The 17,213-nt window shown below is 68.2% G+C and carries 12 protein-coding genes; 9 read left to right on the plus strand and 3 right to left on the minus strand.

Going from position 1 to position 17,213, the window contains the following annotated elements:
* Positions 1-70 precede the first annotated feature (70 nt).
* The 3 genes from ABIC50_RS27630 (at position 71) to ABIC50_RS27640 (ending at position 4,656) form a co-directional block, all read left to right on the plus strand.
* Positions 71-1,825 carry an acyl-CoA dehydrogenase family protein gene (locus ABIC50_RS27630; protein ID WP_354168096.1) on the plus strand — a complete coding sequence of 585 codons (1,755 nt, stop codon included), beginning with the start codon at positions 71-73 and terminating at the stop codon, positions 1,823-1,825.
* Positions 1,822-3,051 carry a CaiB/BaiF CoA transferase family protein gene (locus ABIC50_RS27635; protein WP_354168097.1) on the plus strand — a complete coding sequence of 410 codons (1,230 nt, stop codon included), beginning with the start codon at positions 1,822-1,824 and terminating at the stop codon, positions 3,049-3,051. The genes ABIC50_RS27630 and ABIC50_RS27635 overlap by 4 nt, the downstream gene beginning before the upstream one ends.
* Positions 3,052-3,228: 177 nt before the next feature.
* On the plus strand, positions 3,229-4,656 hold the full coding sequence (locus ABIC50_RS27640; RefSeq protein ID WP_354168098.1) for an MFS transporter: 1,428 nt from the start codon (positions 3,229-3,231) through the stop codon (positions 4,654-4,656).
* A 142-nt stretch (positions 4,657-4,798) separates the two neighbouring features.
* Here the strand turns inward: ABIC50_RS27640 and ABIC50_RS27645 are convergent, their stop codons facing one another.
* Both ABIC50_RS27645 and argA read right to left on the minus strand, forming a co-directional pair.
* The gene (locus ABIC50_RS27645; RefSeq protein ID WP_006755553.1) at positions 4,799-5,074 is read right to left on the minus strand and encodes an oxidative damage protection protein; all 276 of its coding nucleotides are present in this window, start codon (positions 5,072-5,074) and stop codon (positions 4,799-4,801) included.
* 49 nt (positions 5,075-5,123) lie between these two features.
* On the minus strand, positions 5,124-6,503 hold the full coding sequence (gene argA / locus ABIC50_RS27650) for an amino-acid N-acetyltransferase (protein WP_006755554.1): 1,380 nt from the start codon (positions 6,501-6,503) through the stop codon (positions 5,124-5,126).
* Between the two features lie 23 nt (positions 6,504-6,526).
* Here argA and hrpA point away from each other — a divergent pair, with 23 nt between their 5' ends.
* The 5 genes from hrpA to ABIC50_RS27675 all read left to right on the plus strand — a co-directional run bounded on the left by hrpA (position 6,527) and on the right by ABIC50_RS27675 (position 14,647).
* Complete coding sequence (hrpA, locus tag ABIC50_RS27655) at positions 6,527-10,735, plus strand: ATP-dependent RNA helicase HrpA (protein ID WP_354168100.1); 4,209 nt, start codon at positions 6,527-6,529, stop codon at positions 10,733-10,735.
* A 180-nt stretch (positions 10,736-10,915) separates the two neighbouring features.
* Positions 10,916-11,905: a YVTN family beta-propeller repeat protein gene (locus ABIC50_RS27660; protein ID WP_006755029.1), complete on the plus strand. Its 990-nt coding sequence runs from the start codon at positions 10,916-10,918 to the stop codon at positions 11,903-11,905.
* Between the two features lie 16 nt (positions 11,906-11,921).
* Positions 11,922-12,896 carry a sterol desaturase family protein gene (locus ABIC50_RS27665; protein WP_175676771.1) on the plus strand — a complete coding sequence of 325 codons (975 nt, stop codon included), beginning with the start codon at positions 11,922-11,924 and terminating at the stop codon, positions 12,894-12,896.
* A gap of 111 nt (positions 12,897-13,007) precedes the next feature.
* Positions 13,008-13,835, plus strand: coding sequence for an EI24 domain-containing protein (locus ABIC50_RS27670; protein WP_006755027.1), 828 nt, complete (start codon positions 13,008-13,010; stop codon positions 13,833-13,835).
* Positions 13,832-14,647: a competence/damage-inducible protein A gene (locus tag ABIC50_RS27675; RefSeq protein ID WP_011657399.1), complete on the plus strand. Its 816-nt coding sequence runs from the start codon at positions 13,832-13,834 to the stop codon at positions 14,645-14,647. Before ABIC50_RS27670 ends, ABIC50_RS27675 begins: the two co-directional genes overlap by 4 nt.
* A gap of 127 nt (positions 14,648-14,774) precedes the next feature.
* On the opposite strand, the gene ABIC50_RS27680 is transcribed toward ABIC50_RS27675, so the two are convergent.
* Complete coding sequence (locus tag ABIC50_RS27680; RefSeq protein WP_012364237.1) at positions 14,775-15,239, minus strand: rhodanese-like domain-containing protein; 465 nt, start codon at positions 15,237-15,239, stop codon at positions 14,775-14,777.
* 409 nt (positions 15,240-15,648) lie between these two features.
* Between ABIC50_RS27680 and glnA the strand changes: the two genes are divergently transcribed.
* Entirely contained in the window at positions 15,649-17,064 is a 1,416-nt protein-coding gene (glnA, locus tag ABIC50_RS27685) for a type I glutamate--ammonia ligase (protein WP_006758924.1), read from the plus strand.
* The last annotated feature ends 149 nt before the right edge of the window (positions 17,065-17,213 follow it).

The raw sequence follows: 17,213 nt of genomic DNA on the forward strand, positions 1-17,213 counted from the left end.
CTGGCATCGGCCGCCGCGCCGCCACGCTGCGGGCGCCGGCCGGCAGCCGGGCCACCATGGAGACGCATGCATGAACGACACCGCTCGCACGCCGGACGCCGGCGCATCCGGCAACATCCCCGACAGCCGGGGCATCAATTTCTTCACGGCCGATCCCGATCTCGGCGCGTTGCTGAAGCTGCATCTCGGCGCCGACCAATACGCACGACTCGAACCGCAACTGCATGCACTCGGCGCGCGCGTGTCCGGCGAGCTCGACGAATGGGCGTCGCGCGCGGACAAGCATCCGCCCGTGCTCGAACATCGCAACCGGCGCGGCGAGGCGGTGCAGCGGATCGACAAGGACCCCGCGTATGTCGCGCTCGAACGCGTCGCGTATGCGGAACTCGGGCTCGCGGCGCTGAGCCACCAGCGCGACGCGGTGGCGCCGCTCGTCAAGTACGCGCTGACGTTCCTGTTCGTGCAGGCGGAATTCGGGCTGTGCTGCCCGGTCAGCATGACCGACTCGCTCACGCGCACGCTGCGCCGTTTCGGCGAACCGGCGCTCGTCGAGCACTACCTGCCGAGGCTCGCGTCGCGCGATTTCGACACGCTGTTCCAGGGCGCGATGTTCATGACCGAGCAGGCGGCCGGCTCCGACGTCGGCCGCATCGCGACGCGCGCGGTGCGCGAAACGCACGCGCCGGGCGAAGCGGTGTGGCGCCTGTACGGCGACAAGTGGTTCTGCTCGAACGCCGACGCCGATCTGGCGATGGTGCTCGCGCGGCCCGACGGCGCGCCGGACGGCATCAAGGGGCTCGCGCTGTTCCTGCTGCCGAAGACGCTGCCGGACGGCACGCGCAACCGCTACCGGATCGTGCGGCTGAAGGACAAGCTCGGCAGCCGGTCGATGGCGAGCGGCGAGATCGCGCTCGAAGGCGCGCAGGCCTACCTGATCGGCGAGATCGGCCGCGGTTTTCACCAGATGGCCGACATGATCAACATGTCGCGGCTGTCGAACGGCGTGCGCGCGGCGGGGCTGATGCAGCGTGCGCTGAACGAGTCGCTGCACGTGGCCGCGCACCGCACGGCGTTCGGCCGGACGCTGATCGAGATGCCGCTGATGCAGCGCCAGTTGATGAAGATGCTGCTGCCCGCCGAGGCCGCGCGGGCGATGTTCATGCAGATCGCGCTGTTGCTGCCGCAGGCGGATGCGGGCGACGAGCAGGCCGCGCGCTGCGTGCGCATCCTGACGCCGCTGATCAAGTTCCGCGCGTGCCGCGATGCGCGCCGCGTGACGGGCGACGCGATGGAGGTGCGCGGCGGCACCGGCTACATCGAGGAATGGAGCGATGCGCGCATCGTGCGCGACGCGCATCTCGGCTCGATCTGGGAAGGCACCAGCAACATCGTCGCGCTCGACGTCGCGCGCGCAGCGCAGCGCGAGCAGGCGCTGGACGCGCTGCGCACGTTCCTCGGCGATCGGCTCGGCGCGGCGCCGCTGCCCGACGCGAGTCGCGCGGCGCTGCGGCGCATTCTCGCGCGCGCGTGCGATGCGCTCGCCCGGGTTGCGGCGGCAGGCGACGACGCGTGCGTGCGGCAGGCCGCGTCGTCGCTGTACTACGCGAGCGCGGCCGTGCTGATGGCGTGCGAGGGCGTGGGGCTCGCACCCGACTACCGGCGCCTCGCGCTTGCGCACCTGATCGTGCGTCACAAGCTGCTGCCGATCGATCCGTTCGCGCCGGCGTCGCGCGACGACGAAGCGATGGCGTTCGACGCGCTGGTGCGCGGCACGCCGGTGCCGCTCGACATGGCGCTCGACCTGCTGCCGGAGGTCGAACGATGAACGAGACGAACGCGACTAACCCGACGAAAGCGACACGCGGCGCACTGGACGGCCTGAAGGTCGTCGACCTGAGCCGTGTGCTCGGCGGCCCGTACTGCACGCAGGCGCTCGCCGACCACGGCGCGACGGTGATCAAGATCGAGCCGCCGGACGGCGACGAGACGCGGGGCTGGGGGCCGCCGTTCCTCGGCGACACCGCGTGGTATTTCATGGGCGTGAACCGCAACAAGGAAGGGCTCGCGCTCGATCTGTCGCGCGACGAAGGGCGCGCGATCCTGTGGCGCCTGCTCGCCGATGCCGACGTGCTCGTCGAGAACTTCAAGCCCGGCACGCTCGGGCGCTGGGGGATGGACTACGCGCGCGACCTGCGGCCGCGCTTTCCGCGCCTGATCCACTGCGCGGTGACCGGCTTCGGCGCAGACGGTCCGCTCGGCGGGCTGCCCGGCTACGACGCGGTGATCCAGGCGATGGCCGGGCTGATGAGCGTCAACGGCGAGCGCGACGGCGACGCGATGCGCATCGGCTTGCCGATCGTCGACATGGTGACGGGGCTCAACGCGCTTGCCGGCATCCTGCTCGCGCTCGCGGAGCGCGAGAAGAGCGGACAGGGCCAGTCGATCGACATCGCGCTGTACGACTGCGGCGTGTCGCTGCTGCATCCGCACCTGCCGAATTTCTTCGGCTCGGGGCGCGTGCCCGGGCGCAGCGGCAACGCGCATCCGAACATCGCGCCGTACGACAGCTACCGCACGGCGACGGTGCCGATCTTCCTCGCGGTCGGCAACGACCGGCAGTTCGCACGGGTCGTCGCGCATCTCGGTGCACCGGCGCTCGCCGGCGATCCGCGCTTCGTCGACAACCGCAGCCGCTGCGCGCACCGGCCCGAGCTGAAGGCCGAGCTCGAGGCGCGGCTCGCCGCCCATCCGTGCGAGCCGCTCGCGCGCGACCTGATGGCGGCGGGCGTGCCGTGCGGGCCGGTGCGCACGGTCGCCGATGTCGCGCGCGACCCGCATGCGCTGCACCGCGAGCTGTTCGTCGAGATCGGCGCATATCGCGGCACCGCATCGCCGGTGAAGCTGTCGCGCACGCCGGCGACCTATCGCTCGCCGCCACCGGCGCTCGGCCGCGACACGCGCGCGGTGCTCGATCGCCTCGGCGTCGATCCCGCGCTCCGGCAGCAACTGCTCGACGCTGGCGTGCTGAAGGTCGCGCCCGATGAGACGTGAACGGCAGACGTGGCGCGCGGGTGAGCATCCGCGGCCGACGAAGCGGAACGTAAAGCAGCAGAACGCAAAGCAGCAGAACGTAAAGCCGTAAAACAACCCGCCAGCCGGCGGCGCAAGGCCGGCCATCCGGCAAGGCGCGCGACAGTCGCGCCGCCGATCACGAACATGGAGACATCGATGAGCCGTCCGCAATCCCCGTCCGCCGTGCCGCCGAGGCCCGGCCGCGCCGCTCTCGCGGCCTTCGTCGGCACCACGATCGAGTGGTACGACTTCTATATCTACGGCACCGCCGCCGCGCTCGTGTTCGGCAAGGTGTTCTTTTCCAGCACGATGGATCCCGGCGTCGCGACGCTGCTCGCATTCGTCACGTTCTGGGCCGGTTTCGCCGCGCGGCCGCTCGGCGGGATCGTGTTCGGGCATCTCGGCGATCGCGTCGGTCGCAAGACCGCGCTCGTGATCACGCTGATCATGATGGGCCTTGCCACGACCGGCATCGGCCTGTTGCCCGGCTATGCGTCGATCGGCGTGTGGGCGCCGGCGGGCCTCGTCGTGCTGCGCGTGCTGCAGGGCATCGCGGTCGGCGGCGAGTGGGGCGGTGCGGTGCTGATCGCGAGCGAGAACGCGCCGAAGCACCGCAGCATCCTGTATGCGGCCTTCGCTCAGCAGGGCTCGCCCACCGGCAACCTGCTCGCGACGATCGCCTTCTTCGCGTTGAGCGCGTTGCCGACGCCGTCGTTCCTGATGTGGGGCTGGCGCATTCCGTTCCTGCTGTCGGCGGTGCTCGTGATCATCGGGATGGTGATCCGGCTGCGGCTCGAGGAATCGCTCGACATGCAGCTGGTGCTCGCGCGCAAGCGGACGGTGAAGCTGCCGCTGCGCGACGTCGTGCGCGACCACTGGCCCGTCGTGCTGCTCGCGGCCGGCACGCTGCCGGTGATCAACGTCACGTATTTCCGCAGCACGTTCGCGCTGTCGTGGGCGACCAAGGAACTCGGCTACGCGCAGGGCACGTTCCTCGGCATCCTGTCGATCTCGCTCGTCGTGCAGTTCCTGATGCAGCCGATCGGCGCGTGGTTCGTGTCGAAGATCGACATGCGCCGCGCGATGTGCTGGATCCTGATTCCCGAGATCGTGCTGATGCCGGTGATGTTCCATGCGCTCGCGACGCGGTCGTACTGGGTCGCCGTCGTGGGAATGTGCATCTCGACGATCCCGTCGGCGATGTTCTACGGTGCGGTCGGCGGCGTGCTCGCGCGCGTGTTTCCGGCCAACATCCGCTACACGGGCCTGTCGCTCGCGTATCAGCTGAGCGCGCTCGTCGTCGGCGGCGGCACGCCGGTGCTCGCGCAGGCGATCCTGAACGCGACCGGCAGCATCGTCGGCGTCGCGATCGCGTCGGGGCTGTACGCGCTCGTGTCGCTCGCCTGCATGCTCGCGCTGCTCAATCGCACTGGCTACCGTGCGGATGAGCTGTCGAGCGCCGAGCGCAGCGATGCGGCCGAATGGGGCACCGCAAGCGCGAGTGTCGACGCCGCGGCCGGCGAGTCCGCGCAGCCGGACGAGCGCGGCACGTTGAAACCGGCGGGGCAGGCCGGCGCGACCTGACCTGGCGGCATCGAACGCGCCGGGCCGCCTCGCATCGGCTCGATTTGCCCGCCCCAAAAGCAAACGGCACCGTGCGATGCACGGTGCCGTTTGCGTTGCTTCGCGCGAGGCCGGTACGACCGGCCCGCGCGATCCGCGATGCTCAGCCTTCCGTCGGCGGCACGAAGCCGGACGCCTGGTCCGCGCCGTCGCCGAAGAAGTACTTCTCGGTCTGCTTCATCAGGTACTGGCGTGCGCGCGGGTCGGCCATGTTCAGGCGGTTCTCGTTGATCAGCATCGTCTGCTGCTTGAGCCAGCCTTGCCACGCTTCCTTCGACACGCTTTCGTAAATGCGCTTGCCGAGTTCGCCCGGCAGCGGCGGGAAATCGAGAGCCTCGGCTTCCTTGCCGAGCTTCGCGCATTGAATCATTCGAGCCATCGTGTACTTCTCCTGTAATCGGACTGGGGGAGGGCAGTCGTGCCTGCGCTCAGAGCTGCTTCATCAGCACGAGCGACTTGCGCTGCCAGTTATAGAGTTTGCGGCGGTCTTCCGGCAGGTCGTCGACGCTGACCTTGACGAAACCGCGCTTGAGGAACCAGTGCTCGGTGCGCGTCGTGAGCACGAAGATATGCGTGAGGCCGCGCGCGCGGGCGCGCTGCTCGATGCGCTTGAGCAGGCGTTCGCCGTCGCCCGAGCCCTGCGCTTCCGGCGCGACCGTCAGGCACGCCATCTCGCCGATCTTTTCCTGCTGGTACGGATACAGCGCCGCGCAGCCGAACAGCACGCCATCGTGCTCGATCACCGAGAAGTGGTCGATGTCGCGTTCGATCTGGTGACGGCCGCGCCGCACCAGCGTGCCGTCCGACTCGAGCGGCTCGATCAGCGACAGGATGCCGCCGACGTCGTCCGGCGTCGCTTCGCGCAGGCTCTCGAGATTCTCGTACGAGATCATCGTGCCGACGCCGTCGTGCAGGAACAGTTCGAGCAGCATGCTGCCGTCGAGCGATTGCGGGATCAGGTGGGCACGGGTCACGCCGCCGCGGCACGCGCGGATCGAGTGCTTCAGGAAGAACGCGTCGTCGCCCTGGACGTTGCCGGAATCGAGCAGCTCGGCGGCCGCGTCGAGCGACATTTCACGGACCAGCGCGCCTTCGTCGTCGACGATGCCGGGCGCTTCGGTCAGGAAGATGATCTTGTCGGCGCGCAGCGCGATCGCGGCCGCCGACGCGACGTCTTCCATCGACAGGTTGAATGCTTCACCGGTCGGCGAGAAACCGAGCGGCGACAGCAGCACGAGCTTGCGGCTCGCGAGCGAATGACGGATCGATTCGGCGTCGATCTTGCGCACGATGCCCGTGTGCGCGAAATCGACCCCGTCGAGAATCCCCACCGGCCGTGCGGTCACGAAGTTGCCGGACACGACGCTGATGTGCGCGTGCGCCATCGGCGAGTTCGGCAGACCCTGGCTGATCGCGGCCTCGATGTCGAGACGCACTTCGCCGGCCGCTTCCTTCGCGGATTCGAGCGCGCGCGCATCGGTGATGCGCAGCCCGTGCGAAAACTCGGATTCGACACCATGCAGGCTCAGCTGCTCCTCGACCTGCGGGCGCGAGCCGTGCACCAGCACGATCTGGATGCCCATCGCCTGAAGCAGCGCGATGTCGGACACGAGCGCGTTCAGGAGCCCCTGCTGCACCACCTCGCCGCCGAACCCCACGACGAACGTGCTGTTGCGGAACTTGTGGATATAGGGCGCGACGGAGCGCATCCAGTCGACGAACTGCGCGTGGCTGGCGGCCGAATCGTCGGCAGCCGGCGGCGTCGCGGCGCCGGTCTGGGCGGGAGGGAGGTCGGTTTGGGAATTCATGGGCGGGATTATAATGCGCCCCCATGTCGAATGTACCTAAAAGTCCCGCGCCGACGCGGGCCAAAGCGCCGTCGGCCCGGCACCCGGATGGTGCGGCCGACGCGCGCGAGCAGCAAGGCCAGCCGCAGCAACAGCCGCCGCGCCAGCCGCAGCAACAGCAGGCGGGCAAGCCGCCGCGCGGTGAAGAGCGGCGCAGCGAGGCGCGCCAGCCGGCCGCGGCGACGGACGCACCGCGGGCGGAGGCGCGCACCCCGCGCCGCGAGCGTGCGCCGCGCGCGGTCGTCGCCCCGAATCCCGTTCCGCCGATCACGTATCCCGAAAGCCTGCCCGTATCGGGCAAGCGCGACGAAATCGCGCGCGCGATCGCCGATCATCAGGTCGTCATCGTCTGCGGCGAAACGGGGTCGGGCAAGACCACCCAGCTGCCGAAGATCTGTCTCGATCTCGGCCGCGGCCTCGGCGCCGGCGGCACAGGCCTGATCGGCCATACGCAGCCGCGGCGCCTCGCCGCGTCGTCGACCGGCCGGCGGATCGCCGAGGAACTCGGCACGCCGTTCGGCGAGGTGGTCGGCTACAAGGTGCGCTTCACCGACAATCTCGCGCCGGGCGCGTCCGTGAAGCTGATGACGGACGGCATCCTGCTCGCCGAGACGCAGACCGACCCGCTGCTGAAGGCGTACGACACGCTGATCATCGACGAGGCGCACGAGCGCAGCCTGAACATCGACTTCCTGCTCGGCTACCTGAAGGAGATCCTGCCGAGGCGGCCGGACCTGAAGCTGATCGTCACGTCCGCGACGATCGACGCCGACCGCTTCGCGCGCCATTTCGGCAGCGACGCGCGTCCGGCGCCGGTGATCGAGGTGAGCGGGCGGCTGTATCCGGTCGAGATGCGCTACCGCCCGGTGGCCGAGGATCGCCCGGCCGTGAAGAACGCCGAGGGCACGGGCGGGCGCGATCGCGTGAAGACCGCGCGCGAGGCCGAACGCGACCTGATGGACGCGATCGTCGACGCGGTCGACGAACTGTGCCGCGAAGGCCCCGGCGACGTGCTGGTGTTCCTGCCCGGCGAGCGCGAGATTCGCGAGGCGGCCGAGGCGCTGCGCAAGCACCATCCGCCGCATACCGAGATCCTGCCGCTGTTCGCGCGACTCTCGGCGGCCGACCAGGACAAGGTGTTCAAGGCGTCGAACGCGCGCCGCATCGTGCTCGCCACCAACGTGGCCGAAACGTCGCTGACGGTGCCGGGTATCCGCTACGTCGTCGACACCGGTCTCGCGCGCGTGAAGCGCTATTCGTACCGGAACAAGGTCGAGCAGCTGCAGGTGGAGTCGATCTCGCAGGCCGCCGCGAATCAGCGCGCGGGTCGCTGCGGCCGGGTGGCCGATGGGGTCTGCATCCGCTTGTACGAGGAAAGCGACTACCAGGCGCGCGCACGCTTCACCGATCCGGAAATCCTGCGCTCGTCGCTCGCGTCCGTGATTCTGCGGATGAAGTCGCTGCACCTGACCGAAATCGAATCGTTCCCGTTCCTCGAGCCGCCGCCCGGCCGCGCGATCGCGGACGGCTACCAGTTGCTCAACGAACTCGGCGCGGTCGACGACGACAACGCGCTGACCCCGCTCGGCCGCGAGCTCGCGCGACTGCCGCTCGATCCGCGCGTCGGCCGGATGATCCTCGCCGCGCGCGACCAGCAGTCGCTGCGCGAGGTGCTGATCATCGCGAGCGCGCTGTCCGTGCAGGACCCGCGCGACCGTCCGATCGAAGCGCAGGAGCAGGCCGACCAGGCGCACCGCCGGTTCGCCGACGAGCGCTCCGAATTTCTGCAGTGGCTGAAGATCTGGGCGTGGTTCGAAGAGGCCGTCGCGCACAAGAAATCGAACCGTCAGCTGATCGACGCGTGCCGGCAGAACTTCCTGTCGCATCTGCGGCTGCGCGAATGGCGCGACGTCCATTCGCAACTGCTGACGGTCGTGCGCGAGCATGGCTGGCGGCTCAACGAAGTCGAGGCGACCTACGAGCAGATCCATCTGGCCCTGTTGACGGGCCTGCTCGGCAACCTCGGCATGAAGGCCGACGACGATCCGCACTATCTCGGCGCGCGCGGGATCAAGTTCTACCTGTGGCCGGGCTCCGCGCTCGCGAAGAAGGCCGGCCGCTGGGTGATGGCGGCCGAACTCGTCGAGACGAGCCGGCTGTACGCGCGCTGCCTCGCGAAGATCGAGCCGGAGTGGATCGAGAAGGTCGGCGCGCACCTGCTGAAGAAGTCGCTGTCGGAGCCGCACTGGGAAAAGCGTCCCGCGCAGGTCAGCGCGTTCGAGCGCGCGACGCTGTACGGGCTGCCGATCTACCACCGCCGGCGCGTCGCGTTCGGCCGGCAGGATCCGGCGCGCGCGCGCGAGCTGTTCATCCGCGGCGCGCTGGTCGAGGGCGAGTTCGACACGAAGCTGCCGTTCTTCGCGCACAACCGCAAGCTGCTCGCCGACATCGAGCAGCTCGAGCACAAGTCGCGCCGGCAGGACGTGCTGGTCGACGACGAACTGATCTACGCGTACTACGACCAGGCGATTCCGGAGGGCATCCACACGGGCGCCGCGTTCGAGCGCTGGTATCGCGACGAGGTGAGCAAGGGCGGCCGGGCGGAGGACAAGCAGCGGCTGCTGTACCTGTCGCGCGACGACCTGATGCGCCACGAGGCGGCCGGCGTGACGACCGAGCTGTTCCCGAAGCGCGCGACGATGGCCGGCGTCGAGATGGCGCTCACGTACCACTTCGAGCCCGGCACGCCGCGCGACGGCGTGACGCTCGCGGTGCCGCTGTATGCGCTGAACCAGGTCGACGCGCGCCGCTGCGAATGGCTCGTGCCGGGGATGCTGAAGGAGAAGGTGCAGCTGCTCCTGAAGTCGCTGCCGCAGAAGCTGCGCCGGCACTGCGTGCCGCTGCCCGAGTACGCGGCCGGCTTCGTCGAGCGCATGGGGCGCGAGCGCTTTGGCGCGGGTGGCCTCGTCGAGGCGCTGATCGCCGACGTGCGCGGCGAGACGCAGGTCGCGATGAAGACGGCCGACTTCAAGCTCGAGACGCTGCCCGCGCACCTGTTCATGAACTTCAAGGTGATCGACGAGCACGGCCGCCAGCTCGCGATGGGGCGCAATCTCGCGCAGCTTCGACAGGAGCTGGGCGCGCAGGCGCAGCAGCAGTTCCAGAAGATCGCGGCGGCGTCGACGATCGCGCCCGGCGGCAACGCTGGCGCGGGCGACGCGGGCAATGCTGGCGACACGCCGGCGCCCGCTGCCGCACCGGGTTCGGCGGTGAAGGGCGGCAAGGCCGGCAAGGGCGCGGCGCCGCACACGGGCGCCGCGGCGGAAGCCGGCGCGACCGCGCTGTACGAGAACCTGACGACGTGGAACTTCGGCAAGCTCCCCGAGCTGCTGGAGATCCGCCGGCGCGGCCAGACGCTGTACGGCTATCCGGCGCTCGTCGATCGCGGCACGCATTGCGACGTCGAGGTGTTCGACTCGCCGGAGGAGGCCGCGCGGATTCACCGGGCCGGCCTGCGGCGGCTGTTCGCGCTGCAACTGAAGGAGCCGATCAAGTTCCTCGAGAAGAACCTGCCGGGGCTGCGCGAGATGGCGATGCAGTACATGTCGCTCGGCACGCAGGACGAGCTGCGCGACCAGCTGATCGACACGGCGCTCGACCGCGCGTGCCTGCAGGATCCGCTGCCCGACGACGACGCGAGCTTCCATGCGCGCCGCGACGAGGGCCGCAGCCGCCTGAACCTGCTCGCGCAGGAGATCGCGCGGCTGGTCGGGCAGATCCTCGCCGAATACGCCGGGCTCGTGAAGAAGCTCGCGCAGGCGAAGCCGTTCGCGCAGGCCCACGCGGATCTCCAGCAGCAGCTCGGGGCGCTGGTCGGCAGGCGCTTCGTGATCGACACGCCTTACACGCAGCTTGCGCACTTCCCGCGCTATCTGAAGGGCATCGCGTTGCGGATCGACAAGCTGAAGGCCGACCCGGCGCGCGACGCGAAGCAGTCCGGCGAGCTGCTGCCGCTCGTGCAGCAGTACCAGCGCGCGGTGTCGCAGCGCGGCGGCGTGGCCGATCCGCGGCTCGCGGAATTCCGCTGGTTGCTGGAAGAATTGCGAATTTCGCTGTTCGCGCAGGAACTGCGCACGCCGATGCCTGTCTCTGTCAAGCGTCTGCACAAGGTGTGGGAGTCGATGCAGCGCTAGCGCCACGGCGGGCTCGCCGGCCCCGCGCCGGCGGTCGGCCGCGGCCGCCCCGTGGCGCCTGCCGCAGTCGGCCGCCCGGCCGCCGCGGCGTGCGTCAATGTGGCGCAACCCGGGCTTGCGTCAACCGGCGGGGCCGGTCGAACGTTCTACAATGACTGCTGTTCCACGACGTGAGTCTTCATGCGCACTTTCCTTTCCCTCGGCCGAGCACTCGCGCTGGCCGCCGCCGTGCTGGCGCCGGCCGCACACGCGAATAACGTGATCATCCTCAACTCGGCCGAAGCGACGCTTTCCCTGATCGATCAGCAGACCCGCGAGGTCGTCTCCACGCTGCCGACCGGCAAGGAGCCGCACCATCTGATGGCGACGCCCGACAATTCGTCGCTGATCGTCGCAAATTCGATCTCGAACAGCCTGATGTTCCTCGATCCGAAGACGGGCAAGCTGCAGCGCACCGTCGAGGGGATCGACGATCCGTACCAGCTCGGCTTCTCGCCCGACCGCAAGTGGTTCGCGGCGGCGGGGCTGCGGCTCGACCGCGTCGACATCTACAGCTACGACGGCCACGACGTGCACCTCGCGAAGCGCGTGCCGCTCGCGGTGATGCCGAGCCACCTCGCGTTCACGAAGGACAGCAAGACGCTGCTCGTGTCGCTGCAGGTGTCCGGCGAGATCGCGGCGATCGACCTGCCGACGCAGACGGTCAAGTGGAAGATGAAGGTCGGCAAGGTGCCGGCCGGCCTGTGGCTCACGCCGGACGACAAGTTCCTGCTGGTCGGCATGACCGGCGCGGATTATGTCGCGGTCGTCGACTGGCGCAACCAGAAGGTCGTCAAGCAGATCTACACGGGCAAGGGTGCGCACAACTTCCGCTCGCTCGCCGACGGCACGCACGTCGCCGTCACGAACCGGGTCGCGAACACGATCAGCATCCTCGACGAGAACACCCTCACCAACGTCGGCGACATCACCGGCCTGCTGCCGGGGCCGGACGACATGGAGCTGTCGGCCGACAAGAAGACGCTGTGGGTGACGTTCCGCTTCGCGAAGAAGGTCGGTATCATCGATCTGGCATCGCGCAAGCTGGTGCAGACGATCGCCGTCGGCCGTTCGCCGCACGGGATCTACTTCTACGACCGCGCGCCGTGGAAGGCCGCGAACGGCGCGTGACGGGCGGAGGCGAACGATGCTGCACCTGATCGATGCGTTCGTGTCGGACATCCAGACCTGGCTGTACGTCGACGTCGTGCAGCCGCTCCTCTTCAAGTTCAACCTGATGGACTATGACGAGGACACCTACGACGCACTGTACTGGGTGATCATCGGCGCGCTGCAGATGGTGCTGATGTTCGCGCTGCTGCGCCCGCTCGAGGCGCTCGCGCCCGTCGAGCGCTGGAAGAACCGCCGCGCGGTGCGGGTCGACGTGATCTACACGGCGATCTCGAAGCTCGGCATCTATGCGCTGTTCTTCTTCTTCGCGCTGCAGCCGGTGTTCGACCAGTTCCAGTCGTGGCTGCGCCTGCACGGCATCGCGAACTTCAACCTCGACTATCTGTGGCCCGGCGTGACCTCGCAGCCGATCGTCGCGTTCGCGATCTACCTCGTCGTGCTCGACTTCGCCGGCTACTGGTATCACCGCTGGCAGCACAAGTTCGGGATCTGGTGGGAGCTGCACGCGGTCCATCACAGCCAGCGGCAGATGTCGCTGTGGTGCGACGACCGCAACCATCTGCTCGACGACGTGCTCCAGTCGTGCTTCTTCGCGGCGATCGCGCTCGTGATCGGCGTGACGCCGTCGCAGTTCGTCGTGCTGACCGCGGTCACCAACTTCCTGCAGAGCATCCAGCATACGAATGCGCGACTATCGTTCGGCCGGCTCGGCGAGCGCCTGCTCGTGAGCCCGACCTTCCACCGGCGCCACCACGCGGTCGGCTACGGCCATGAAGGCACCAAGTACGGCTGCAACTTCGGCGTGCTGTTCCCGTGGTGGGACGTCATGTTCGGCACCGCGTCGTGGAACCGCACGGTCGAGCCGACCGGCATCCGCGAGCAGGTCGACGGCGTGTCCTACGGCGACGGCTTCTGGGCGCAGCACGGCCTCGCGTTCGTGCGGATCTTCCGGCGCCTCGTTCCCGCGAAGCGCGGCGCGGCGTCGGCCTGAGCTCGTCACCGTCCCGTTGAACCGCTTCCTCACACGGCCCGCATGCGCTTTGGCGCATGCGGGCCGTGTGGTTTATCCTTTCCCCGTTTTTCTCCGTCGATACAGGTTCGCATGAACGACTTGCTGCGCTCCTTCATCCGGGCGCTCGCCAGCGCGCTGCACCCGCGCATGCTGTGGCTGACCCTGATGCCGTTCGTCGTCTCGGCGCTGCTGTGGGGCGTGTTGCTGTGGTTCTCGTGGCAGACGCTGATCGATGCCGCGCGCGGCGCGCTCGACGGCTTCGTGCTGACCGCCGCGCTGTACCGCGCGTTCGACGCGATCGGGATGTCGCAGCTGCATGCGGTCGTCGCGCCGTTCGTCGTCGTGTCGCTCGCGATCCCGCTGATCGTGCTGACCGTGCTGCTGCTGATCGCGACGATCTCGATGCCGGTCGTGATCAAGCACCTGTCGAACCGCCAGTTCGCCGCGCTCGAGGCGAAGCGGGGCGGCACCTTCGTCGGCAGCGTGGTCAATTCGCTCGGCGCGGCGCTCGTCGGCGTCGTGCTGCTCGTCGTCACGATCCCGCTGTGGCTGATCCCGCCGTTCTTCGCGCTGCTGCCGCCGGTGATCTGGGGCTGGCTCACGTACCGCGTGATGACCTACGACGCGCTCGCCCAGCACGCGAGCCGCGACGAGCGCCGCGCCCTCGTGCGCCAGCATCGCTGGCCGCTGATCGGCATTGGCGTCGCGACCGGGTTGCTCGGCACCGTGCCGACCTTCGTGTGGGTGTCGTCGGTCTGGATGATGGTGCTGTTTCCGTTCGTGGCGGCGGCCATGATCTGGGTTTACGCTTTCATCCTGGTCTTCTCGGCGCTGTGGTTCGGGCACTATTGCCTGCGCGCGCTGGACGACCTGCGCGCGCGTTCGCGCGCCACCGCAATCGACATGGGGCAGGCATGAGCATCGGCATCATCATCATCGGCGACGAAATTCTCTCGGGTCGCCGACAAGACAAGCATCTGGCGAAGGTCATCGAGCTGCTCGGCGCGCGCGGCCTCGCGCTCGACTGGGCCGAATACGTCGGCGACGATCCGGCGCGGATCACCGCGACGCTCGCCCGCGCGATCGCGTCCGGCGACATCGTGTTTTGCACGGGCGGGATCGGCGCGACGCCGGACGACCATACGCGCCAGTGCGCCGCCGCCGCGCTCGGCGTGCCGCTCGCGCTGCATCCGGAAGCGAAGGCGCTGATTTCGGAGCGCATCCGCGAGACGCACACCGATCCGGCCACGCCGGTCGACTTCGATTCGCCGGAGAACCGGCACCGCTTCAACATGGGCGTGTTTCCGGTGGGTGCGACGATCATCCCGAACGGCTATAACCGGATTCCCGGTTTCTCGGTCGGCGAGCTCCATTTCGTGCCCGGCTTCCCGGTGATGGCGTGGCCGATGATCGAATGGGTGCTCGATACGAAGTACCAGCATCTCCATCATGTGACGCCGCACGCGGAGCGCTCGCTGTTCGTGTTCGAACTGCCCGAATCGACGTTGACGCCGCTGATGGAGAGCATCGAGCGCGACTTCCCCGGCGTGCGGGTCTTCAGCCTGCCGAGCGTGGGCGACGCGGAGCGCGGCGGGATCTACGCGCGCCGGCATATCGATCTCGGCGTGAAGGGCGAGCCGGAAGCGGTGGCGGCCGCGTTCGTGAAGCTGCGCGAAGGCGTGCACCTGCTCGGCGGCGACGTCGTCGAGCCGGATGCGCCGCGCGCCTGAGCGGCCCGCGATCCTTCACGCAAACGGGCCGCGCAAAAACCACGGGCCGCGCAACGCGGCCCGTCATCGGGATGTCATCGCCCGGCTCGACGATGTGGCAGTCGGGCGTGCCTGAACGGATGCGCGCTCAGGCGCCGATCCACGGCAGTTTCCGAAAGCACCAGCCGTCGACCGTCTTGCGGTGGCCTTCGCCGTCCTTGCCGCCTTCGAAGCCTTCGAGCAGGTCGAACGCCTTCGTGAAGCCGGCCTGCGCCGACGCGACCGCGGCGAGCTTCGAGCGCGCGGCGCTGCGGCACAGGAACAGGATCGGCGTATCGGCCGGCAGGGCCGCCTTCAGTTCGTTGACGAATTCGGCGTTCGGCACGCCGCCCGGGTAGCGCGTCCATTCGAGGTGCAGGTACTGGCCGTCGCCGACGAGCGGGCGGCCGACCCAGTCGAGCTCGGCGCGGGTGCGCACGTCGACGAGGCGCGCCGACGGGTCGAGCTGCAGCAGTTCGAATGCCTCGACCGGCAGCAGCGCGCCGGCATAGTTGAGCGCGCCTTGGGTGCGGCGTTCTTCGGCCTTCGCGTAAAGCTGGTCGAGCGTACTCATGGCAGGAGGTCTCCGTATGGTTCGGTGAAACGAACATTCTAGCGCGGCGGCGCCGCGCGGATGTGCGCGTAGCCTGACGCGCATGCACCGCCCCATGTTCACCAAAAGAGTGCAGAATGGTGCGCATGCACCAGAATGATTCCGTCGCGCTGGCGTCTCTCGTCGATTGCACCATATCGGTGCGATCCCGCGAGCACCGGTGCGGCGCCCGGCCCCGGAATCGCGCAGCAGGGCCCCGTGGTGGCGCGGGCTGGCGCGATTCATGTCGCTTCTGTGTATGGCTGGCACGGATGCTGCTATATAGAATTCGGTCGACCCGGGGCGCGCTGCGCCAAAGCCAGACTCCGGGCAGCTCGGTAAACGAGGCGGTTCCCAGTCCGCCGGAATTGTTCAATCAGGAGAAGAGGTTATGAGTAAAACCGTCGCCGACGTCATGCAGCTCGTGAAGGACGAGGACGTCAAGTTTGTCGATTTCCGCTTCACGGATACGCGCGGCAAGGAACAGCACGTGTCGGTGCCGGTTTCGGCGTTTGACGAAGACAAGTTCGAAAGCGGCCATGCATTCGACGGCTCGTCGATCGCCGGCTGGAAGGGCATCGAGGCGTCGGACATGCTGCTCATGCCGGACCCGAGCGCTGCCTTCGTCGACCCGTTCTATGAAGAGTCGACCCTCGTGCTGACCTGCGACGTGGTCGAACCGGCCGATGGCAAGGGCTACGAGCGCGATCCGCGTTCGCTCGCGAAACGCGGCGAAGCGTACCTGAAGAGCACGGGCATCGGCGACACGGCCTACTTCGGTCCGGAACCGGAATTCTTCATTTTCGACTCGGTCCAGTGGAACACGGACATGTCGGGCTGCTTCGTGAAGATCAACTCGGAAGAAGCACCGTGGTCGGCAGGCAAGGAATTCGAAGGCGGCAACACGGGCCACCGTCCGGGCACGAAGGGCGGCTACTTCCCGGTCGCGCCGGTCGACACGTTCCAGGACATGCGTTCGGAAATGTGCCTGCTGCTCGAACAGCTCGGCATCCCGGTCGAAGTGCACCACCACGAAGTGGCGGGCCAGGGCCAGAACGAAATCGGCACCAAGTTCTCGACGCTGGTTCAGCGCGCCGACTGGACGCAATGGTCGAAGTACATCATCCATAACGTCGCGCACTCGTACGGCAAGACGGCGACGTTCATGCCGAAGCCGGTCGTCGGCGACAACGGTTCGGGCATGCACGTTCACCAGTCGATCTGGAAGGACGGCCAGAACCTGTTCGCGGGTAACGGCTATGCCGGCCTGTCGGAACTGGCGCTGTTCTACATCGGCGGCATCATCAAGCACGCCCGTGCACTGAACGCGATCACGAACCCGACGACGAACTCGTACAAGCGTCTGGTCCCGCACTTCGAAGCACCGGTCAAGCTCGCTTACTCGGCGCGTAACCGTTCGGCATCGATCCGCATTCCGCACGTGTCGAACCCGAAGGGTCGCCGTATCGAAACGCGCTTCCCGGATCCGATGGCGAACCCGTACCTGTGCTTCACGGCGCTGATGATGGCCGGCCTCGACGGGATCCAGAACAAGATCCATCCGGGCGAAGCCGCGGACAAGAACCTGTACGACCTGCCGCCGGAAGAGGATGCAAAGATCCCGACCGTCTGCGCGGGCCTCGACCAGGCACTGGAAGCGCTCGACAAGGATCGCGAGTTCCTGACGCGTGGTGGCGTGTTCACCGACAGCATGCTCGATGCGTACCTCGCGCTGAAGGAGCAGGAGCTGGCGAAGTTCCGCATGACGACGCATCCGATCGAGTTCGAGATGTACTACTCGCTGTAATCGGCGATGGCGCTTCGAGTGAGCGCCGTCATGCCGGTTCGTTCCCGTCGCGCGGCTAGCGGCGGGAACCGCGGAGTCTGAAAGGGGACGGCGTCCAGCCGTCCCTTTTTTGTTCCGCCAATTTTCATGTTCCCACCCGGTGAGGCGCG

Origin of the sequence: Burkholderia sp. 567 (assembly GCF_040545115.1) — a bacterium.
In the GTDB taxonomy this organism is placed as follows: domain Bacteria; phylum Pseudomonadota; class Gammaproteobacteria; order Burkholderiales; family Burkholderiaceae; genus Burkholderia; species Burkholderia ambifaria.